Here is a 21603-nt window from a genome sequence, read left to right on the forward strand (position 1 = left end):
TCGATTCGCGATCGCTGGGTACGATTTGGCCGTGCCCGAGCCGGTAACCGCGCGCCCGACGATCTGCCTGAACATGATCGTGCGCAACGAGGCGCACATCGTCCGGGAGGCGCTCGATTCCGTTGCCCCATACATCAATTCGTGGGTGATCGTGGACACCGGCTCCGACGATGGGACCCAGGACCTGATCAGAAACCGCATGGCTGATCTGGGCATCCCCGGTGAGCTGCACGAGCGGCCATGGGTGAACTTCGGCCATAACCGGACCGAGGCACTCACCTTGGCACAGGGCAATGGTGACTACATCTGGGCCATGGATGCCGACGACATACTCGTAGGCACGCCCGACTTCTCGCAGTTCAGCGCCGACATCATCTGGCTACGCTGCGGCGACGACTCCTGCATCTTCTGGCGCGCACAGCTGTTCCGTAACGGGATCCCCGTGCGCTGGGTGGGCGCCACGCACGAATACGCCGAGTGGGACGGCCCCCGGACCGAGGCACGCCTCGAGGGTGAGTATCGCATCGAAGATCGGCAGCTCAGTGTCCGCAACTTATCGGGGCAGAAGTTCGCCCGTGATCGCGACTTGTTGCTGGCCGAAGTCGAACGCAACCCCAGGGATGCGCGGTCGGTGATCTATCTGGCCTTGAGCTACTTCTGCCTGGGCGACTATGCCAACGCACGCAAGTGGTATGCGCGGCGGGTTGAGCTGGGCGGCTGGGAGGAGGAGGTCTACTACGCGATGTACAGGCTGGCAGAGTCGATGGCGAACCTCGATGAGTCCTGGCCTGACGTTCAAGACGCCTACCTCAAAGCCTGGGAATTTCGACCGACCCGCGCCGAACCGCTGTATGCCATCGCTCATCGGTACCGCATCGAGCAGCGTTACCACCTCGGTTACCAGTTTGCCAAGCGCGCTGCCGAAATCCCCTTACCCGCAGAGGACATTATCGATATCCGCGCGGATATTTACGCCTGGCGTGCGCTTGATGAGCAGGCGGTGTGCGCCTCCTGGATCGGCAAGCAGGCCGAGACTTTCACGCTGTGCCGGCGCCTGTTGGCCCGACCCGATCTGCCCGAGACTGATCGGCAACGAATTGCCGAAAACCGCGACCTGGGTGTACCGACAATGCTCGAAGCGGCGTCCTCCCACCCCGACGCGGTAGCGCAGTCCCTGCTGGCCAACCCCGGTGAGCCCGAGATTGCCATTAGCCTCATCGCCGGGCCAGACCTGGCCAGCACCGAGCACACGCTGAACACATTTGTTCACTGCTGCACCGATATCTCGCGGGTCGGTCGGTTCCTGGTCCTCGATGGCGGCCTGTCTGCAAAGGACCGCGCACTACTTGCGCAGCATTACCACTTCCTCGAATTCCTCGACCCCGGCAACGGGCCGAACGACCACCTCGCCCACCTTTACCAGCACATTGATGCAAGGTTCTGGCTTCATCTGGGCGAGGGCTGGCAGTTTTTCGCCCCCGAACACCTCATCACCCGCCTGACAGCCGTGCTGCAGGCCGAACCACACGTATTCCAGGTCGCCATCAACTACACCGACGCAGCGAAACTCACCGGCACCAGCGCACCCGAAACCGCCGTCCGCCGCACAGCAGAGACCGGCCGCTACCTCCTCACCGGCGCAATAACCACCGGCCCAGCGATGTTCGACACCACACGCCTGGCGCGCGCCGGCGGCATACCTGGCACCCATCCGATCACCAAACTCGAACGACCGGCGGCCGCCGCCGGACTACACAGCGCCAGCCTCGACGAAGTCCTCTGTGTCACCGACCGAGCGGAGGAGCCGCTGCCGGCGGTCGTCACTACGGGCAGAAAACGTTGCCGGGCAAGATTTGAAAAAATTTTCAACGTGAGTTTGCACCGAAGTGGGACCAAGAGTGTTCATGAGCTTTTGCTCCGATCCGGCATTCCATCAATTCACTGGCCAAACATTTTCAGAGATGTCAATTACGAGGAGCAGGTTGCCGGCCACGAGAACGACAGGCTGTACGTAGCCACGACGTTGGCACCGGTGATAAATGCAGTGGAAGCTGTGAATGACGTGCCCATTCCAGGGTTGTACGACGTGCTCGACTCAATTTATCCAAATAGCGCGTTCATCTTGATGTTCAGAAATCCTCTTGACTGGGTGCGATCCGTTCGCGTCCACGTTGGCAATCGCGACCTGGACCCGTTTGAGCGGGTACAGTACTGGCGGTATCTTCCTGATCAACCGGCCTCGCTGCGGGGAATAGATGATGCGGCACTCTATTCCGCTTACGTGACACACCATCAAGATGTCTTAACTTATTTCGGAGACCGGGAAAATTGCCTTTTCTTAGGTCTACAGCAACCCCAGGCAGGCGAGAAAATTTGCGCTTTTCTCGGCCTGCCCCCAGCAGAACTCGGCCGCGTCGATGTGTCGATAAGGATTGGGTGACTTCCACCTGTGAGGACTGACGGAACCGCGACAGCAGGGTCTCGACTTCATGCCGCCCAGCGCATCCCGGCGGAGGCCGCTGCGAACGTACTGTGTTCGGTAGACCAGGGTCTGAAAGCGGGAGCATTGAAAGGAACACCAAGCCCTTGAGCGAAGCAACAGTGACGAATGTCGACGCTCACCACCGCCCTGCTGCTGGCCGCGCGGGGCCAGGCTGACAGTGCCTGACTCGAGTCCACTGCGGGACCTGCTCTCACCATCGCGCATCACACACGTGGTGGACGTGGGGGCGAACCCGTACGGCAGCGATCTGCCATATCTGCCGATGCTCAGGGCCGGCTTGTGTCACCTGACCGGGTTTGAGCCCGAGCCGGAGGCGTTTCTTTTGCTGCAAGGGACGTGCGGCCCGAACGAGTCGTACTTGCCGTACGCGCTCGGCGACGGCAACCGTCATATTTTGCACGTCTGCACGCCAGCATCGGGAATGACCAGCTTGTTCGAACCTGACCCCTTAACCATTCGGCTGTTCAGGGGCTTCGAAGCTTTCAGCGAAGTGACCCAACGTATTCCACTCGACACCCGGAGGCTTGACGACCTAGAAGAGATTACCCACATCGACTTCCTGAAGATCGACGTCCAAGGAAGTGAACTGGCTGTATTCCAAAATGGACGAAATAAGCTCTCCGAGACTGTAGCAGTTCAAGCCGAGGTGTCGTTTGTAACCCTTTATAAGAACCAGCCTCCATTCGGAGAGGTCGACTTAGAATTACGGCGGCAGGGGTTCATTCCGCATTGCTTCGTCGGCGTCAAATCTTGGCCGATTGGTGAGTTTATGGTCGGCAACGATCCTCGCCGTCCATTGAACCAGCTCTTGGAAGCCGACATCGTCTACGTGCGGGACGTGACCCGGCCAAGCACTTTGGCCGATGAGCAGTTGAAGCATTTGGCGTTGATCGCGCATCACTGTTACGGATCGTTCGACTTAGCGCATGTGTGTGTGAGGTTGTTGGAAGACAGGCGCGCGGTGGAGGCTGGGAGCGGGCAACGCTACCTCGAGACACTCAACGCACGAACTCCACCCTGGACAGAGCCCATGGCGTGGCGGAATCAATGAATGACGAGCAAGAGCGCGCCCACTTCGGAGCCGTTTAAAGGGCGCGCACCGGCAGGTTTTGACATTGCTCCCTTATCCGTGATCTCGTCGTGGACCCCGGTTGCCGGATACCATTTGGCAGTGCCTGACTCGGCGAACGCGCGTGCGGCGATCTGCCTCAACATGATCGTCCGAAACGAGGCGCACATCGTCTGCGAGGCGCTCGACTCGGTTGCGCCTTATATCAGTTCGTGGGTGATCGTCGATACCGGCTCGAACGACGGGTCGCAAGAGCTGATCCGTAATCACATGGCCGGCCTTGGCATACCCGGTGAATTGCATGAACGGCCATGGCTCAATTTCGGCCATAACCGGACCGAGGCAATGACCCTGGCCCAAGGTCACGGTGACTACATCTTGGTCATGGATGCCGACGACATACTCGAGGGCAAGCCGGACTTCAACTCGCTAAACGCCGACATCTACTTCATGCTCATCACCGAAGGCTCCATCGTCTATTGGCGACCGCAACTATTTCGCGACGGGTTGCGCGTGCGGTACGTGGGCGTCGTGCATGAGACCGTCGCGTGGGACGACCCCTACGTCGAGGAGCGCCTCGTAGGCCCTTATCACATCGAATCTCGTCGCCTTGGTTCCCGCAATCTAGATCCAGATAGGTATGCGCGAGACCGTGACCTTCTGCTGGAAGTGGTGGAACAGAATCCCGAGGATGCGCGGTCAATCTATTTTCTGGCACAAAGCTACTTTTGTTTGGGCGATTTCGTTCAGGCGCATAAATGGTATGAGCGACGGGCCAACTTGGGCGGATCTGATGAGGACACCTATGTTGCGATGATCCGTGCCGCGGACTCGATGGTGGAACTCGGTGAGCCGTGGCCAGTTGTCCAAGACGCGTATCTGCGCGCGTGGGAATATCGACCCACCCGCGCCGAACCCTTATGGGCCATCGCCCGGCACTATCGCGAAGAGAATCGCTACGAACTGGGCTATGAGTTTGCCCAGCTTGCCGCAGAAATCCCGTTTCCCGACCAGGATCTATCGCTGGTAAATGGGGACGTCTACACGTGGCGCGCTACCGATGAACAGGCGGTGTGCGCCTCCTGGATCGGGAAGCAGCCCGAGGCCTTCACACTGTGCCGGGGCATGCTGGCCCTACCCGACCTCCCCGAGGAAGATCGGCAGAGGATTGCGGGCAACCGTGACGTGTGTGTGCCCACGATGATCGATGCGGCGTCGTCGTACCCCGATACCGCGCTGATGAAGTCGCTGCAGCATCAGCCCGCCTGCGCCCGCGACGCCCGGGTGGTCGTCACCCTGATCGCCGGGCCGGACCGAGACAGCACTGAGAAGACACTCAACTCGTTTGTGAACTGCTGCACCGACATCTCGCGCGTCCACCGGTTTCTTGCTCTCGACGCCGGGTTATCGATTGACGATAGAGCAGAACTCTCAAAGCGCTATCGGTTCCTCGAATTCATTGACACTGACCCAGCCGACGGAACCGCGTCAGACCTCGCTCACCTCCGCGAGCACGTCGATGCGCGGTTTTGGCTACATCTCGGCAAGGGCTGGCGTTTTTTTGCACCCGAGAATCTCATCACCCGTCTCGGGGCCGTACTCGACGCCGAGTGCCAGGTATTTCAGGTCGGAATAAATTTCGCCGATGCAGTACGGCTCACCGGCACCTGCGCAGCAGAAGATGCGGTGCGCCGCGCACCGGATGCCGGCCGCTACGCCCTGACCGAGGCAGTCGCCCGCGGCCCGGCGATGTTCGACAACATGCGTCTGGATCTCGCCGGCGGTGTGCTGGACAACGACTCAGACCCCATCACTGAACTCGAGCGACGTTCGGCCGCAGTCGGATTGCAGACCGCCAGCCTTGACGAGGTCCTCTGCGTGGCCGCGGACGCAGACTCAGCTCCGGGTGCGTCGGCGCCTGAAAAAACTGCACAAAGTGGGATCTGCCTCAACATGATCGTCCGAAACGAGGCACACATAATCCACGAGGCACTCGACTCGGTCGCGCCCTACATCAGTTCTTGGGTGATCGTCGATACCGGTTCTGACGACGGGACCCAGGATGTGATCCGCCGCCACATGGCCGGCCTCGGCATCCCCGGTACCCTGCACGAACGGCGCTGGCATAACTTCGCGCACAACCGGTCGGAAGCATTAGACCTCGCCCAGGACCACGGTGACTACATCTGGATAATGGACGCCGACGACAAACTTGCCGGAAAACCCGATTTCAACCGGCTGAACGCCGATATCTATTTGTTGCGTTACCAACTTGGGGCCGACGTCTACTGGCGGCCGCAGTTATTCCGCAACGGGATAGACGTGCGCTACGAGGGTGTCGTCCATGAGTACGCGTCGTGGGATGGCCCATATGTTTCCGCGGAGCTCGGGGGCGAGTACCACATCGAGGCTCGCACCGTCGGCGCACGCAGTCAGGATCCGCTGAAATACGCGCACGACCGCAATCTGCTACTGACCGAGGTCGAACGCAACCCCAATGACACGCGGTCGGTGTTCTACCTGGCCCAGAGCTGCTTTGACCTTGGCCGAACACGCGAGCAAACGTACGACTTTGTCAGCGCGCTCAAATGGTATGAGCGCCGGGTTGAGATGGGGGGTTGGGAGGAAGAGGTCTTCTACTCCATGCTCCGAGTCGCTGAGTCGATGCTGCGACTCGGCGCGCCGTGGGACGAAGTCCAGGAAGCTTTCTTCAAAGCTTGGGAGTTCCGCCCCAACCGTGCCGAACCCCTACACACGATCGCCACGTGCTATCGCGAAGAGCGGCGGTGGGAACTCGGATATCTGTTTGCCCAGGCTGCCGCCGAAATCCCGTATCCGGACACGGACAGACTATTTGTCCGCTCCGATATCTATGCCTGGCGCGCGCTCGATGAACAGGCGGTGTGCGCCTCCTGGATCGGCAAGCAACCGGAAGCATTCACTCTGTGCCGGCGCATGCTGGCCCGAGCCGACCTGCCCGACGAAGATCGCCCACGCATTTCCGGGAACCGAGACGTGTGTGTGCCCACCGTGCTCGAGGCCGCACTCTCCTACCCTGACGCGCTGGTGCAGTCCCTGTTGGTCGGCGCAGGCGAGCCCGAGGTTGTCGTTAGTTTGATCGCCGGGCCAGACCGAGAAAGCACCGAACAAACGCTGAACTCTTTCGTGCACAACTGCACCGATATCTCGCGAGTCGGGCGTTTCGTGGCTCTCGATACCGGCATGTCCGCCGAAGACCGCGCACTACTTTCACAGCGTTACGGATTCCTCGAATTTCTCGATCGCGGCCCCAAAGACCGTCCCGGCGCGCAGCTTGCCCGCCTTTGCAGCAACATCGATGGACGGTTTTGGCTACATCTGGACCAAGGCTGGCAGTTCTTCGCACCCGAAAACCTCATCACCCGCCTGACGGCCGTACTACGGGCCGAACCACACGTATTCCAGGTGGGCGTCAACTACACCGACGCGGCGAAACTCACCGGCACCAGTGCACCCGAAACCGCCGTCCGCCGCGCACCGGAGACCGGCCGCTACCTTCTCACCGACGCAATAGCCACCGGCCCAGCGATGTTCGACACCACCCGGGTAGAGCGTGCCGGCGGCATCAAAGGCAACAAACCGATCACCAAACTCGCACAACGCGCGGCCACCCTCGGACTACACACCGCCAGCCTCGACGAAGTCCTCTGCATCACGAATTGCTGACCAACCTTGAGCTGTGGAACCTAACGGATCATGATCCAGGAGACTGTATGGCAGCGACTGAACGCACAACCCCGTAAAAACGCGGTGCAGAATCGGAAACGTAGGCGCTGATATGGATTTAGCCATCCTATTCTGGTGCTATAAAGAAGCCCAGCTCTGCGCAGACCGGCTACGTCTTCTACGTCATTACAATGCCAATACACCCATCTATGTCTTGTTCGGTGGCGCACCGGGCGACGTGCCGATTTTCGAAAGTGAATTAGGTCCGTACGCCGATGATTTTTTTGTATTCACCGAGGCGCGATCTCCGCAGTGGAAATGGAAGCACGGGGACATGCTTATCTCGAGATGGTTCCGCGAACGCGGGCATCTCTTGGAATGGGACTCGATCGCGCTCATCCAGTGGGATATGCTCGTCTTCGCACCCGTTGAAAGGTTATTTCCGGACATCAAGAAAGATGAACTTCTGCTGCCCAGCCTGCGGCCGGTAAACGAAGTGCAAGACTGTTGTTACTGGGTGATGCCGCAATATGACCATTACCGGGAATATGAAGAATTCCTGCGTGAATATGATTTGCAAGAACGCGATTCCTGGTATTGCCCACTCATCGTGGCGGTCTTTCCCCGCACGTTTCTTGATAAATTCTCCAGGCGAAAAAGCCCAGAGATGGGATTCCTGGAATACACCATTCCGACGCTCGCAAAATACTGGGGCTTCGACTTCTGTACCCGGCATTCCTATACGCAGTGGTATACCGGTCCCATTTTTCGCAAGACCGATCCGCACCCCTACTACACCATGCTGAACAGTGTCCAGGAAGAATGCCAGGATCGATACGTGCTGTTGCACCTCATGGATCCGTGCGGCCTTCGCATATTTCATCCGTACTCGCGACACATTCACACCGACCGGCTTTCCCGTACGCTTCCGGCTTGGCTCAATTTCCTGCGCTGCAACGAATGGGACTTCGCGGAACTCTTCGGTGAGTCGACGCGCACCGCTGCGCGCCACGCGATCGCCGGCTTAGATCTGGCTCTGCCCGATCCCGTGACCACGCGCCCAGCGATCTGCTTGAACATGGTTCTGGAAAACGACAGGCACCACCTGCGGGACGTGTTGGACCGAGTTGCGCCCCTGATTAGTTCATGGGTAATCGTTGACTCGGGCTCAACAGATGGGACCCAGGATTTCGTCCGGACCAGCATGGCCAGTGCGGGAATCCCCGGCCAGCTGTATGAACGCGCTCGGGCCAACCTCCCTTCTGGCCGAAATCAGGGGCTTAACCTTGCGCAGGACCACGGTGACTACATATGGATCCTGGACGCCGGCGACACACTCGTGGGCACACCCGACCTGACCCGGCTAGGCGCTGACATCTACTGGCTACGGCATCTCGACACCAACGGCAACACCTGCTGGCGCGCGCGGCTGTTCCGCGACGGATTACGCGTGGACTACGACAGCGCCATCTCCGAATACGCCGCGGACGACGCCGAAGCTGTTATCGGCACGCGCGTTGAGGGGCAGTATCACATCGAATCCCCTCGCCAAACCGTCGGCAGCGGGGATCCGCAAGTCAAGCTCGCCTGCGACCGCGATCTATTGCTGGCCGAGGTCGAGCGGAACCCCGAGGATGCGCGGTGGGTCTTCCGAATCGCTGAAAATTGCTACGCTCGAGGCGATTTCGTTGACGCGCGCAGTTGGTATGCGCGGTTGGCCGAGATGCTTGCCGGAAAGGTCGGCTGGGAGGAGCAAGCGTACGCCGCGATGTGGCGGGTCGCCGAGTCGATGGCTCAACTCGATGAGTCGAGGCCCGCGGTCCAGGACGCTTACCTGCGAGCGTGGGAGTTTCGACCCACTCGCGCCGAACCGTTGCACGAAGTCGCGCGGCGCTGCCGGGAAGAGCAGCGCTGGGAACTCGGATATCTGTTTGCCGAGGCCGCCGCCGAAATCCCGTATCCGGAATCAGACAGACTATTTGTCCGCCCTGACGTCTATGCCTGGCGTGCGCTCGATGAGCAGGCGGTGTGCGCCTCCTGGATCGGCAAGCAGGCCGAGACTTTCACGCTGTGCCGGCGCCTGTTGGCCCGACCCGATTTGCCCGAGACTGATCGGCAACGAATTGCCGAAAACCGCGACCTGGGTGTACCGACAATGCTCGAAGCGGCGTCCTCCTACCCCGACGCGGTAGTGCAGTCCCTGCTGGCCAACCCCGGTGAGCCCGAGATTGTCATTAGCCTCATCGCCGGGCCGGACCTGGCCAGCACCGAGCACACGCTGAACACATTTGTTCACTGCTGCACCGATATCTCGCGGGTCGGTCGGTTCCTGGTCCTCGATGGCGGCCTGTCTGCAAAGGACCGCGCACTACTTGCGCAGCATTACCACTTCCTCGAATTCCTCGACCCCGGCAACGGGCCGAACGACCACCTCGCCCACCTTTACCAGCACATTGATGCAAGGTTCTGGCTTCATCTGGGCGAGGGTTGGCGGTTTTTCGCCCCCGAAAACCTCATCACCCGCCTGACAGCCGTGCTGCAGGCCGAACCACACGTATTCCAGGTCGCCATCAACTACACCGACGCAGCGAAACTCACCGGCACCAGCGCACCCGAAACCGCCGTCCGCCGCACAGCAGAGACCGGCCGCTACCTCCTCACCGGCGCAATAACCACCGGCCCAGCGATGTTCGACACCACACGCCTGGCGCGCGCCGGCGGCATACCTGGCACCCATCCGATCACCAAACTCGCACAACGCGCGGCCACCCTCGGACTAAACACCGGCAGCCTCGACGAAGTCCTCTGCATCACGACACTCTGACCGGCGCACACCGTGGATCACCGCCAAAGCCCGACCGAACAGATCGCAGGAATAGTGCCCTGAATGTCACCTCAGCGCGGGGCGCTCCCCCGTCGACACTTGAGAGCCACCGCAGCCTGCGGCTTCGCACGCGAAATGGCCGTGCGGAACGTCGGGATGTCGGGATGTCGCTTGAAGAAGTAGATTAACCGCTGGCTACGTGCGCTGCGTGCACATCATCAGCCGGCCGCGCCTCGGTCTGCTCCTTGGCCCAGCGGTAATCCGGCTTGCCAGCGGGTGACCGCTTCACCTCGTCGACGAACCAAAGACTGCGCGGCACTTTGTATCCCGCGATCTCCGAGCGCACGAAGCTGTCCAGCTCCGACAACGACGGCCGCGCTCCTTCCCTGGCCTGCACCACGGCCGCGACGTGCTGGCCGTAACGCGGGTCCGGCACACCGACCACCAGTGCGTCGAACACGTCGGGGTGGCCCTTCAGCGCCGCCTCGACCTCTTCGGGGTAGATCTTCTCGCCGCCGCTGTTGATCGACACCGATCCGCGGCCCAGCATCGTCACGCTGCCGTCCTCTTCGACCAGGGCGTAGTCGCCCGGAATCGCATACCGCACACCGTTGATCGTCTTGAACGTCTCGGCCGTCTTCTTCTCGTCCTTGTAATAACCGACGGGAATATTGCCCTTCTTGGCAATGAACCCGCGCACGCCCGAGCCGGGCTTCACTTCGTTGCCTTCGTCGTCGAGGACGACGGTGCGGTGGTCGATGGTCACCCGCGGGCCGCCGCTGTGCGGCGCGTCCTTGGCGACGATGCTGGTGCCACCAAACCCGGTCTCGGACGAGCCGATTGAGTCGGTGATGACCCGATTCGGCAGCAGCTCAAGGAGTTTCTCCTTGATGCTCGGCGAGAACAGGGCGGCGGTGCTGGCCAGCAGGAACAGCGACGACAGGTCGTAATCGTTGTCCTTCTGCAGTGCGTCGAGCAGCGGACGGGCCATCGCGTCACCGGTGAAGAACAGCAGGTTCACTTTGTGCTTGTGAATGGTCCGCCACACCTGCTCGGCGTTGAACTCCGGTGCGAGGACGGTGGTTTGGCCGGAGAACAGCGACATCCAGGTCGCCGACTGGGTGGCCCCGTGAATCATCGGTGGAATCGGGTACCGGACCATCGGCGGATTCGCGGCGGCCGCCTTGGCGAGATCGTACTCGTCCTTGACGAATTCCCCAGTGGCGAAGTCGGTTCCGCCGAGGAGCACACGGTAGATGTCTTCGTGGCGCCACATCACGCCCTTCGGGAAGCCGGTGGTGCCGCCCGTGTAGAGCAGGTAGATGGCGTCCGCGGTGCGGTCACCGAAGTCGCGCTCGGGTGAGCTGTCGGCGATCGCGGAGTAGAACTCGACGCCGCCGTAGCGCTGATAGTCGAGGTCGCTGCCGTCCTCCACGACCAGCACCGTCTTGACGTTCGGGGTGTCCGGCAGCACGTTGGCGACGCGGTCTGAGTACTGGCGCTCGTGCACCAGCGCCACCATGTCGGAATTGTCGAAGAGGTAGCGAAGTTCGCCCTCGACATAGCGGAAGTTGACGTTGACCAGGATGGCGCCCGCCTTGATGATGCCCAGCATCGCGATCACGATCTCGATGCGGTTGCGGCAGTAGAGGCCGACCTTGTCGCCCTCGCGCACACCCTGGTCCATCAGGTAATGCGCGAAGCGATTGGCCTTCTCTTCCAGTTGGGCATACGTCAACTGCTCGTCACCGCAGATGAGAGCAACACGATCCGGCACAGCGTCAATGGCGTGCTCGGCTAGGTCAGCAATATTCAGAGCCACGGCCACCAAATTAGAACGTGTTACATTTCTTGACAAGCTCACACCCCATGTCGATGAAGAGGCGGTAGCCGTGGCGGAGCAGCCAGCAAACGAATCTGGACCTGACGCACTGGTGGAGCAGCGTGGTCACACGCTCATCGTGACCATGAACCGGCCGCACCGCCGCAACGCGCTGAGCACTGAAATGATGCAGATCATGGTCGAGGCGTGGGACCGCGTCGACAACGATCCCGACATCCGCTGTTGCATCCTGACCGGTGCTGGTGGCTACTTTTGCGCGGGCATGGACCTCAAGACCGCAACCCAGAAGCCGCCGGGCGACTCCTTCAAGGACGGCAGCTACGACCCGTCGCGCATCGACGCTCTGCTCAAGGGTCGCCGACTCACCAAGCCCTTGATTGCAGCCGTCGAAGGACCGGCGATCGCCGGCGGCACCGAGATCCTGCAGGGCACCGACATCCGGGTGGCCGGCGAGAGCGCCAAGTTCGGCATCTCCGAGGCCAAGTGGAGCCTGTACCCGATGGGTGGGTCGGCCGTCCGCTTAGTCCGCCAGATCCCCTACGCGGTTGCGTGCGACCTGCTGCTGACCGGACGCCACATCACCGCGACCGAGGCCCTCGAGATGGGCTTGATCGGGCACGTCGTCCCGGACGGTCAGGCCTTGACCAAGGCACTCGAACTCGCCGAGATCATCGAGAACAACGGCCCTCTGGCGGTGCAGGCAATCCTGCGGACCATCCGCGAGACCGAAGGTATGCACGAGAACGAGGCGTTCAAGATCGACACCCAGATCGGCATTCAGGTGTTCCTGTCCGACGACGCCAAGGAAGGCCCCCGGGCGTTCGCCGAGAAGCGCAAGCCGGAGTTCAAGAACCGCTGAACCGCTCACACTCCTGAGCCCTCGGCTGCGAGGGCGAACATCATCCGAGCGTCTACCCCAACACCGGCGCGCTCGGCGTAAACACCACCGGCATCGACTCCAGGCCGGACACGAAGTTCGCCGGCCGCAACGGCAACGCGGACTCATCGGCCAACCGCAGGTCGGGCAACCGCTGCAACACCCGCGACGTCATCATCGACAGCTCCAACCGGGCCAGCTGGTTACCCATGCAGAAGTGAGTGCCGAAGCCAAAAGCCAAGTGACTGTTCGGGTTACGCCGGATATCGAACTTCTCTGGCTGGTCGAACACCGACTCGTCGAAGTTCGCCGCCTCGAACAACAGCATGATCTTCTCCCCCGCGCTCAACGAGGTGCCATGAAACTCCGTGTCCGCGGTCAGCGTGCGGCACATGTTCTTCACCGGCGACGTCCAGCGCAGCATCTCCTCGATGGCACCGGGTAGCAGGCCCACGTCGCCCACCAGATCCGCGAACTGATCCTGATGCCGCACCAGTTGCTCGGTGCCCCCGCTCAACGTGTGCCGGGTCGTCTCGTCGCCGCCGATCAGGATCAGCAGCGTCTCCATGACGATCTCTTCGTCCGACATCCGCTGACCCTCGACCTCGGCGTTGATCAGGATCGAGTACAGGTCGTCGGTCGGCTCCGCACGGCGCTTGCCGATCAGGTCCATGGTGAACGCCGTGTACCCGGCGAACGCCTCCATCACCGTCTGGAACTCCACCGAGGTCGGGTCGATGTGCGACGACAGCCCGCACACCAGATCGTCCGACCACTTCAGCAACATCCCCCGCTCGGACGGCAGCACCCCCAGCATGTCGCCGATCACCGCCATCGGAAGCGGCGCGGCGATATCGCGGACGAAGTCGCACTCCCCCCGCTCGCACACCGCGTCGATCAGGGTGTCGCACAGCTCCCCGATCGACGCCTCTTTGTCCTTCACCCGCTTGCGCGTGAAGCCGGCGTTGACCAGCTTGCGCCGCACCAGATGCGCGGGGTCGTCCATGTCGATCATGTACGGCATACCCGGCTGATCGGGGCGGATGCCGCCAGTGCTGGAGAACAGCTCCGGGTTGCGCTCCGCGTCCAGGATGGCCTGATACGTTGTCGCGCCTGCCAATCCATTGCGGTCCCGGAACACCGGCTGGTTGGCCCGCATCCAGCGATACGCCTCCCGGGCCGCCACACCGTCGGCATAGAAATTGCCGTCCGCCAGATCGATGTTCAGGATCGTGTCCGGAATCGTTGACGTCATCTACAGCCTCCAGTTTTCTGCCTCGAGGCCATTACAGTAAGCCCCATGCCTGTCTCGCAACACACCATCGCCGGAACCGTCCTCACCATGCCGGTGGTCATTCGCAAGGCCGACCAGCATTCGGCGATGTTCTCCGTCGACGCCGACGCCGCCCAGCGACTCATCGATTACAGCGGCCTCGAAATCTTTCAATACCTGCCCGGCCGGGCGATTCTGTTGCAACTGCTCGTCCGCTACATCGACGGCGACCTCGGCAAGTACCACGAGTACGGCACCGCGTTCCTGGTCAACAAGCCCGGCAGCCATGAAAAAGGCATCCGCGCGATGGCCGGCGCGGCCACCCTCATCCATCAACTGCCGGTCGACCAGGAGTTCACCCTCGAGGCCGGCCGCACCATCTGGGGATACCCAAAGATCATGGCGGACTTCAACGTTCGCGAGGGACGCAAGTTCGAGTTCGACGTCAGCGCCGACGGTCAGTTGATCACCGCCATCGAGTTCAGCCGCGGCCTGCCCCACCCCGCGCCCAAACCCCAGACATTGACGACCTACTCCTGCCTGGACGGCGTGACCCGCGAGACCACCTCGACCATGCAGAGCACGGGTGTGCGGACCCGGCTCGGCGGCGCCAAGATCCGTCTCGGCGAGCACCCCTACGCCAAGGAACTCGCGACGCTGGGACTGCCCAAGCGGGCGCTGATGACGCAGTCGGTCACCAACGTGGAGATGTCGTTCGGCGACGCACGCGCCGTCTGACATCAACTCCATCCGGCCAATCTAGAACGTGTTCTAACACCCCCGCAAGCACCGGCCTCAGGTCAGCGCGGCGAGGTCCCGTACCTGCTCAACACTGCGAGCACCCACCACCATCATGGTGACGCCGGACGCCTCCCAGGCCACGATCTGCTTACGCACGTAGTCCAGATCACCGACGATCATGGCGTCGTCGACCAACTCGTCCGGGATGACCTTCGCCGCCTCGTCCTTGCGGTTCGACCGGAACAGCTTGGTGACCTCGTCGACCACCTCGGAGTACCCCATCCGGCGGTAGACGTCGGCGTGGAAGTTGGTGTCCTCGGCGCCCATGCCGCCCATGTAGAGCGCGAGGTACGGCTTGACCGCCTCGAACGTCCCGGCACGGTCCTCGGTCACCACCACCTGCGCCGTGGCGCACACCTCGAAGTCCTCGCGGCTGCGGCGGGCGCCGGGCCGGGCGAATCCCTCATCCAGCCATTCGTTGTAGGTGTCGGCCATCCGCGGCGAGTAGAAGATCGGCAACCAGCCGTCGCAGATCTCGGCCGCCAGCGCAACGTTCTTCGGACCTTCCGCGCCCAGCATGATCGGGATGTCGGCGCGCAACGGGTGGGTGATGGGCTTCAGCGGCTTACCCAAACCTGTTGTCCCCTCGCCCGTCAGCGGCAGCGGATAGTGCGGACCATCGCTGGTCACCGGCTTCTCCCGGGCCCAGACCTGGCGCACGATGTCGATGTATTCGCGGGTGCGGGCCAGCGGCTTGGGGAACCGGGCCCCGTACCAGCCCTCGACCACCTGGGGCCCGGACACACCGAGGCCGAGGATGTGCCGGCCGCCGGACAGATGGTCCAGCGTCAGCGCCGCCATCGCGCAGGCGGTCGGCGTGCGCGCGGACAGCTGCACCACGGAGGTGCCCAGCCGCACCCGCTGCGTCTCCCGACCCCACCAGGCCAGCGGCGTGTAGGCGTCCGAACCCCAGGCCTCGGCGGTGAACACGGCGTCGAATCCGGCTTCCTCGGCGGCGGCGACAAGCTCCGCGTGGTTCTCCGGCGGCTGAGCGCCCCAATATCCCAGTTGCAGTCCGAGCTTCATGCGCAGCCTCCCAAGCCGTCAAAGCGCGTAGTTGAAACCATTCTTAGAACCTGTTCTACTCGAATGCGTGACAGCCAGTTCAAGCGGCCCGGCCCTGATCGATCACCCTGAGCCGCCCCTCTCTGCACCGTTGACGTTGTCCTTCGACTACACCCGTTCGGTGGGTCCCACGCTGGGCAAGTTTTTCACTGCACTGCGTGAGCGCCGAGTTCTGGGAGTACGTGGTTCCGATGGCCGGGTACATGTGCCGCCGCCGGAATACGACCCGGTCACCTACGAACCGCTGGGCGAAATGGTACCGGTGGAAAGCGTCGGCACCGTGGTCTCCTGGACCTGGCAGCCCGCGCCGATCGGCGGGGAACCGCTGGACCGGCCGTTCGCCTGGGCGCTGATCAAGCTCGACGGCGCGGACACCCCGCTGATCCACGCCGTGGATGTCGGAGCCGCGGGTCCTTCGGGCATCAAGACGGGCGACCGGGTGCACGTGCACTGGGCCGACGAGACCGTCGGCGCCATCACCGATATCGCCTACTTCGCACCCGGCGACCAGGCCGAGGACGTGCCGGAACCCCAGGCCGGACTGGACCCGGTGACCATGATCGTCACGCCGATCTCGCTGACGATTCAGCACACCGCCTCCCACGAGGAGAGCGCCTACCTGCGCGCGATCGCCGAAGGAAAGCTGTTGGGCGCCAGGACAGGTGAGGCCGGGAAGGTGTACTTCCCGCCGCACGGCGCCGACCCGGCCACCGGCCTGCCCACCACCGAGTTCGTCGAACTGCCGGACAAGGGCACGGTGACGACGTTCGCGATCATCAACATCCCGTTCCAGGGCCAGCGCATCAAGCCGCCCTATGTGGCGGCCTATGTGTTGCTTGACGGAGCCGATATTCCGTTCCTGCACTTGGTCGCCGACATCGACGCGCACGAGGTGCGCATGGGCATGCGCGTCGAGGCGGTGTGGAAACCCCGCGAGGAGTGGGGATTCGGCATCGACAACATCGAATACTTCCGGCCTACCGGCGAACCGGACGCCGAATACGACACCTACAAGCACCACCTGTAAAGGGCACAGCTACACATGAGTGATCGCAATGTCGCGGTGGTCGGCTTCGCCCACGCGCCGCATGTCCGCCGCACCGACGGCACCACCAATGGCGTCGAGATGTTGATGCCGTGCTTCGCCCAGCTGTATCAGGACCTCGGCATCAACAAGTCCGACATCGGCTTCTGGTGCTCAGGGTCGTCGGACTATCTTGCCGGACGGGCATTTTCGTTCATCTCGGCGATCGACTCGATTGGCGCCGTACCGCCGATCAACGAGTCGCACGTTGAGATGGACGCCGCCTGGGCACTGTACGAGGCCTACATCAAGATCCTCACCGGCGAGGTCGAGACGGCGCTGGTGTACGGCTTCGGCAAGTCCTCGGCGGGCATTCTGCGCCAGATCCTGACCCGCCAGACCGACCCCTATACCGTTGCGCCGCTGTGGCCGGACTCGGTGTCGATGGCGGGGTTGCAGGCGCGCATCGGCCTGGACTCCGGCAAATGGACGCCCCAGCAGATGGCTCAGGTCGCCCTCGATTCGTTCGCCCAGTCCGAGCGCAACGATTCCGAGAAGCCGGCCAAGAGCATCGACGAACTGCTGGCCCGCCCGTTCTTCAACGATCCGCTGCGCCGCCACGACATCGCTCCGATCACCGACGGCGCGGCCGCAATCGTCCTCGCCGCCAATGGCAGAGCCCGCGAGCTGCGCGAAAACCCGGCCTGGATAACGGGAATCGAGCACCGCATCGAAACCCCGGTGCTCGGTGCGCGCGACCTGACCGCGTCACCGTCCACCGCGGTGTCCGCCAAAGCGGCCACCGGTGGCGACACCGGTATCGACATCGCCGAAATCCACGCGCCGTTCACCCACCAGCACCTGATCCTGGCCGAGGCCATCGGATTGACCGGCAAGACGAAGGTCAACCCGTCCGGCGGCGCACTGGCGGCCAACCCCATGTTCGTCGCCGGCCTGGAACGTATCGGCCTGGCGGCCCAACACATCTGGAACGGATCGGCACAGCGGGTGCTCGCGCACGCCACCAGCGGGCCTGCGCTGCAACAGAATCTGGTCGCGGTCATGGAAGGACAGAACTGATGGCCGGCGCAGGAGCGCACCTCGCCGCGGTACTCGGTACCGGGCAGACCAAGTACGTCGCCAAGCGCAAAGACGTTTCGATGAACGGCATGGTCCGCGAGGCCATCGACCGGGCACTGGAAGATTCCGGTTGCACCTTCGACGACATCGACGCCGTCGTCGTCGGCAAGGCGCCCGACTTCTTCGAGGGCGTCATGATGCCGGAACTGTTCATGGCCGACGCCATGGGCGCGACCGGCAAGCCACTGATCCGGGTGCACACCGCGGGTTCCGTGGGTGGCTCCACCGGCGTGGTGGCGGCCAGCCTGGTGCAGTCCGGCAAACTCCGCCGGGTCCTGGCGATGGCGTGGGAGAAGCAGTCGGAATCCAATGCCATGTGGGCACTTTCGATCCCCATCCCGTTCATCAAGCCCGTGGGTGCGGGCGCCGGTGGGTATTTCGCCCCGCACGTCCGGTCCTACATCCGCCGCTCCGGAGCGCCGCTCAACATCGGTGCCATGGTCGCGGTCAAGGACCGGCTCAACGGGGTCCGCAACCCGCTGGCCCACCTACACCAGCCCGACATCACCCTGGAAAAGGTGATGGAGTCGCCCATGCTGTGGGACCCGATCCGCTACGACGAGACCTGCCCGTCCTCCGATGGTGCCGCCGCCGTCGTCATCGGTGACGAGGAAACGGCCGACGCCAAGGTGGCTGAGGGCCGCCCCGTCGCATGGATCCACGCCACCGCGTTGCGCACCGAGCCGCTGCAGTTCTCCGGCCGTGACCAGGTCAGCCCGCAGGCCAGTCGTGACGCGGCCGCCGCTCTGTGGAAGGCCGCCGGAATCACCAGCCCCATCGACGAGATCGACGCCGCGGAGATTTACGTGCCGTTCTCCTGGTTCGAGCCGATGTGGTTGGAAAGCCTCGGGTTTGCGCCCGAGGGTGAAGGCTGGAAACTCACCGAAGCCGGTGAGACGGCGATCGGCGGGCGCATCCCGGTCAACCCGTCGGGCGGCGTGCTGTCCTCCAACCCGATCGGCGCCTCCGGCCTGATCCGCTTCGCCGAGGCCGCGATTCAGGTGATGGGCAAGGGCGGTGACCATCAGGTGCCGAATGCCCGGAAAGCGTTGGGCCACGCCTACGGCGGCGGATCACAGTATTACTCCATGTGGGTAGTCGGCAGCGACAAGCCGGGGGAGACCGCGAAATGAAGTACACCCTCAGTATCGCGTTCAGCCCGATCGACCAGCTGACCGAGCTCGCCAAGACCGCAGAGGAAGTCGGGTTCGACTCCATCGCGCTGCCGGATTCGATCTTCTACTTCGAGCAACAGTCCGTCGACTACCCCTACACCGCCGACGGCAAGCGAATGTTCGATGAGCACTCCCCCTGGGTCGATCCGCTGATTCTGGCGGGCACGATGGGTGCGGTCACCTCGAAGCTGCGGTTCTACACCAACGTGCTGAAGCTGGGTTCGCGCAATCCGCTGCTGCTGGCCCGGCAGGTCGGCTCGGTGGCCAACCTGACCAACAACCGCTTCGGCTTCGGCGTCGGAATCGGCTGGGCACCTGAGGAATTCGAGTGGTGCGGAGTGCCGTATGCCCGTCGCGGCAAGCGTGTCGACGAGATGATTGAAGTGATCAAGCTGGTGCTGGCCGGTGGCATGGTCGAATTCCACGGTGAGTTCTACGATTTCGACCGCCTGCAGATGAGCCCCGCCCCCAGCGAGCCGGTGCCGTTCTATGTCGGCGGCCACACCGACGTCGCGCTCAAGCGTGCCGCCCGGGTCAGCGACGGGTGGACGAGCGCGATGATGACGCATGCGGAACTGGACGAGACGATCAAGAAGCTCAAGACGCTCCTTGCCGAAAACGGCCGTGCGGACGATCCTTTCGAATACCAGGCCGTCTGTATGGACAAGTTCGGCGTGGACGGCCATCGGGAGCTGGCCGAGATCGGGGTGACGGACTACATCACCATCCCGTGGGTTTTCGACGGGCTGGCCTTCGACGCGCCGTTGGATAAGAAGCAGGACTCGATGAAGCGCTTCGCCGACACCTACATTCACTCGGGCTGGCAGGACAAGTGACCAGCCCGGCGCACGAGGCCGGCCGGCGCTCCCGCGAGGCGGTAGCCGCCCGCGATAAGAACGCCTGGCTGGCTGTGTTCGCCGAGGACGCCATCGTCGAAGATCCAATCGGCCCATCGGCTTTCGACCCCGAAGGCAAGGGGCACCGGGGCCGTGACGCCATATCGGCGTTCTGGGACAAAGCGATCGCGCCCACCACCCGCATCGAGTTCTTCTTCCGCGACACCTACCAGTGTGGCAACGAGGAAGCCAACGTCGGGCACATCCTGATCACCACCGGCGACTATCAGACCACGGCCGAAGGCGTTTTCACCTACAAGGCCAACGACGACGGACAGATGGTGGCACTGCGCGCGTACTGGGAGATGGACCGCGCCGTCGCCAGCGTGAAAAAAATATAGATTATTTTCCGTCTGGGCGCGCCTAGACTTCGCGGCATGACTCTCGAAATGCGCTATGACCGTTGGTTTCTCCCGCTGTCTGTTCCGCTGGGGCTGGGGCCCAAGCGCAGCCAGGTGCGGATTCAGGACGGGACCTTACGCGTCAAGTTCGGCTGGGGCTTCGACGCCGCCATTCCTCTGTCATCGATCGTGAACGCCAAACCCAACGACGAGCGGGTGTTGTCCTGGGGCGCCCACGGCTTTCGGGGCCGCTGGCTGGTCAACGGGTCCTCGAACGGAATAGTCGAGTTGACCATCGATCCAGCGGCGCGCGCACGCGTCATGGGACTGCCCATCAAGCTCAGGACGTTGTACGTCAGCGTGACCGACCCCGATGCGTTGATCAGCGCCGCCAGCCCGCACCACGCCTAGTCCGAGGAAGCCTCGATCGGCTCCACGCCCGCGATATGCCGCTGCGCCAGATCCCGATAGGCCTGCGGGTTGACGTTGACCCACATCTCGGCGCCGGTGCCCTCGATCGGCCCCTTCACCTTGGCCGGCGCACCGGTCACCAGCATCCCGGCCGGAATCTGCGTACCGCCCACCACCACAGCACCGGCGGCGACCATGCAGCGCGCCCCGATCACCGCACCGTCCAGCACCGTCGCATGGTTGGCGATCAACGCCTCAGACCCGATATGCGCCCCGTGAATCACACACAGATGCGCCACGGTGGCCCCAGGGCCGACGTCGACCGGTATTCCCGGCGGTGCGTGCAACACCGAGCCGTCCTGCACGTTGGCGCCCTCACGGATCACCACGGGCGCGTAGTCGCCGCGCAGCACGGCGTTGTACCAGACGGACGCCCCTGCCTCGACTGTGACGTCGCCGATCAGGGTGGCGGTCGGGGCCACGAACGCCGTCGGATCGACCTTCGGCGAGCGGCCTTCGAACGAGAACAGCGGCATCAAATACATATACCCCTAATGCGCATACGCCTTCAGCAAACCCAGCAGGACTCGCCGTCGTTGCGCTCCCCCGCCCCAAAACTGTAACGTGTTCTAGTTAGTACCCAAGATCTGGAGGTG

At 62.8% G+C, this 21603-nt stretch carries 16 protein-coding genes; 12 read left to right on the forward strand and 4 right to left on the reverse strand.

Annotated features, from left to right (window positions below):
• The first annotated feature begins 31 nt into the window (after positions 1-31).
• The 4 genes from C0J29_RS27415 (at position 32) to C0J29_RS34055 (ending at position 10101) form a co-directional block, all read left to right on the forward strand.
• Positions 32-2440, forward strand: coding sequence for a sulfotransferase (locus C0J29_RS27415; RefSeq protein ID WP_162951572.1), 2409 nt, complete (start codon positions 32-34; stop codon positions 2438-2440).
• A 274-nt stretch (positions 2441-2714) separates the two neighbouring features.
• Positions 2715-3554 carry an FkbM family methyltransferase gene (locus tag C0J29_RS27420; RefSeq protein ID WP_242460560.1) on the forward strand — a complete coding sequence of 280 codons (840 nt, stop codon included), beginning with the start codon at positions 2715-2717 and terminating at the stop codon, positions 3552-3554.
• Between the two features lie 120 nt (positions 3555-3674).
• The gene (locus C0J29_RS34050) at positions 3675-7277 is read left to right on the forward strand and encodes a glycosyltransferase (protein WP_242460561.1); all 3603 of its coding nucleotides are present in this window, start codon (positions 3675-3677) and stop codon (positions 7275-7277) included.
• 112 nt (positions 7278-7389) lie between these two features.
• On the forward strand, positions 7390-10101 hold the full coding sequence (locus tag C0J29_RS34055; RefSeq protein ID WP_242460562.1) for a glycosyltransferase family protein: 2712 nt from the start codon (positions 7390-7392) through the stop codon (positions 10099-10101).
• 184 nt (positions 10102-10285) lie between these two features.
• On the opposite strand, the gene C0J29_RS27440 is transcribed toward C0J29_RS34055, so the two are convergent.
• Complete coding sequence (locus C0J29_RS27440; RefSeq protein WP_120794156.1) at positions 10286-11929, reverse strand: acyl-CoA synthetase; 1644 nt, start codon at positions 11927-11929, stop codon at positions 10286-10288.
• A gap of 64 nt (positions 11930-11993) precedes the next feature.
• On the opposite strand from C0J29_RS27440, the gene C0J29_RS27445 reads away from it, so the two are divergent.
• The gene (locus C0J29_RS27445; protein WP_120794157.1) at positions 11994-12803 is read left to right on the forward strand and encodes a crotonase/enoyl-CoA hydratase family protein; all 810 of its coding nucleotides are present in this window, start codon (positions 11994-11996) and stop codon (positions 12801-12803) included.
• A gap of 52 nt (positions 12804-12855) precedes the next feature.
• Here the strand turns inward: C0J29_RS27445 and C0J29_RS27450 are convergent, their stop codons facing one another.
• Positions 12856-14076, reverse strand: coding sequence for a cytochrome P450 (locus C0J29_RS27450; protein ID WP_120794158.1), 1221 nt, complete (start codon positions 14074-14076; stop codon positions 12856-12858).
• A 45-nt stretch (positions 14077-14121) separates the two neighbouring features.
• Here C0J29_RS27450 and C0J29_RS27455 point away from each other — a divergent pair, with 45 nt between their 5' ends.
• Positions 14122-14832 carry an acetoacetate decarboxylase family protein gene (locus tag C0J29_RS27455; RefSeq protein WP_065161774.1) on the forward strand — a complete coding sequence of 237 codons (711 nt, stop codon included), beginning with the start codon at positions 14122-14124 and terminating at the stop codon, positions 14830-14832.
• Positions 14833-14889: 57 nt separating this feature from the next.
• On the opposite strand, the gene C0J29_RS27460 is transcribed toward C0J29_RS27455, so the two are convergent.
• The gene (locus C0J29_RS27460; RefSeq protein ID WP_055582014.1) at positions 14890-15921 is read right to left on the reverse strand and encodes an LLM class F420-dependent oxidoreductase; all 1032 of its coding nucleotides are present in this window, start codon (positions 15919-15921) and stop codon (positions 14890-14892) included.
• 67 nt (positions 15922-15988) lie between these two features.
• On the opposite strand from C0J29_RS27460, the gene C0J29_RS27465 reads away from it, so the two are divergent.
• The 6 genes from C0J29_RS27465 to C0J29_RS27490 are packed head-to-tail and all read left to right on the forward strand — an operon-like array spanning position 15989 to position 20947.
• Positions 15989-16987, forward strand: a complete 999-nt coding sequence (locus C0J29_RS27465; RefSeq protein WP_120794159.1) for a Zn-ribbon domain-containing OB-fold protein — start codon at positions 15989-15991, stop codon at positions 16985-16987.
• 15 nt (positions 16988-17002) lie between these two features.
• Positions 17003-18064 carry a thiolase domain-containing protein gene (locus C0J29_RS27470; RefSeq protein ID WP_120794160.1) on the forward strand — a complete coding sequence of 354 codons (1062 nt, stop codon included), beginning with the start codon at positions 17003-17005 and terminating at the stop codon, positions 18062-18064.
• Positions 18064-19257 (forward strand): thiolase domain-containing protein, encoded by a 1194-nt coding sequence (locus tag C0J29_RS27475; RefSeq protein ID WP_120794161.1) that lies wholly within the window; start codon positions 18064-18066, stop codon positions 19255-19257. The genes C0J29_RS27470 and C0J29_RS27475 overlap by 1 nt, the downstream gene beginning before the upstream one ends.
• The gene (locus tag C0J29_RS27480) at positions 19254-20135 is read left to right on the forward strand and encodes a TIGR03619 family F420-dependent LLM class oxidoreductase (protein WP_120794162.1); all 882 of its coding nucleotides are present in this window, start codon (positions 19254-19256) and stop codon (positions 20133-20135) included. Before C0J29_RS27475 ends, C0J29_RS27480 begins: the two co-directional genes overlap by 4 nt.
• Positions 20132-20536, forward strand: a complete 405-nt coding sequence (locus C0J29_RS27485; RefSeq protein WP_120794163.1) for a nuclear transport factor 2 family protein — start codon at positions 20132-20134, stop codon at positions 20534-20536. The genes C0J29_RS27480 and C0J29_RS27485 overlap by 4 nt, the downstream gene beginning before the upstream one ends.
• A 36-nt stretch (positions 20537-20572) precedes the next feature.
• Positions 20573-20947, forward strand: coding sequence for a hypothetical protein (locus tag C0J29_RS27490; protein WP_120794164.1), 375 nt, complete (start codon positions 20573-20575; stop codon positions 20945-20947).
• Here the strand turns inward: C0J29_RS27490 and C0J29_RS27495 are convergent.
• Positions 20944-21483: a gamma carbonic anhydrase family protein gene (locus C0J29_RS27495; protein WP_120795003.1), complete on the reverse strand. Its 540-nt coding sequence runs from the start codon at positions 21481-21483 to the stop codon at positions 20944-20946. The genes C0J29_RS27490 and C0J29_RS27495 overlap by 4 nt on opposite strands.
• Positions 21484-21603 lie beyond the last annotated feature (120 nt).

Origin of the sequence: Mycobacterium paragordonae, from assembly GCF_003614435.1 — a bacterium.
Lineage (GTDB): Bacteria > Actinomycetota > Actinomycetes > Mycobacteriales > Mycobacteriaceae > Mycobacterium > Mycobacterium paragordonae.

Coding starts and splice junctions, on each gene's coding strand:
- C0J29_RS27460 (WP_055582014.1), bottom strand. CDS start 15,921: ATGAAGCTCGGACTGCAACTGGGATATTGGGGCGCTCAGCCGCCGGAG.
- C0J29_RS34055 (WP_242460562.1), top strand. CDS start 7,390: ATGGATTTAGCCATCCTATTCTGGTGCTATAAAGAAGCCCAGCTCTGC.
- C0J29_RS27480 (WP_120794162.1), top strand. CDS start 19,254: ATGAAGTACACCCTCAGTATCGCGTTCAGCCCGATCGACCAGCTGACC.
- C0J29_RS27450 (WP_120794158.1), bottom strand. CDS start 14,076: ATGACGTCAACGATTCCGGACACGATCCTGAACATCGATCTGGCGGAC.
- C0J29_RS27470 (WP_120794160.1), top strand. CDS start 17,003: ATGAGTGATCGCAATGTCGCGGTGGTCGGCTTCGCCCACGCGCCGCAT.
- C0J29_RS27455 (WP_065161774.1), top strand. CDS start 14,122: ATGCCTGTCTCGCAACACACCATCGCCGGAACCGTCCTCACCATGCCG.
- C0J29_RS27490 (WP_120794164.1), top strand. CDS start 20,573: ATGACTCTCGAAATGCGCTATGACCGTTGGTTTCTCCCGCTGTCTGTT.
- C0J29_RS27475 (WP_120794161.1), top strand. CDS start 18,064: ATGGCCGGCGCAGGAGCGCACCTCGCCGCGGTACTCGGTACCGGGCAG.
- C0J29_RS27495 (WP_120795003.1), bottom strand. CDS start 21,483: ATGCCGCTGTTCTCGTTCGAAGGCCGCTCGCCGAAGGTCGATCCGACG.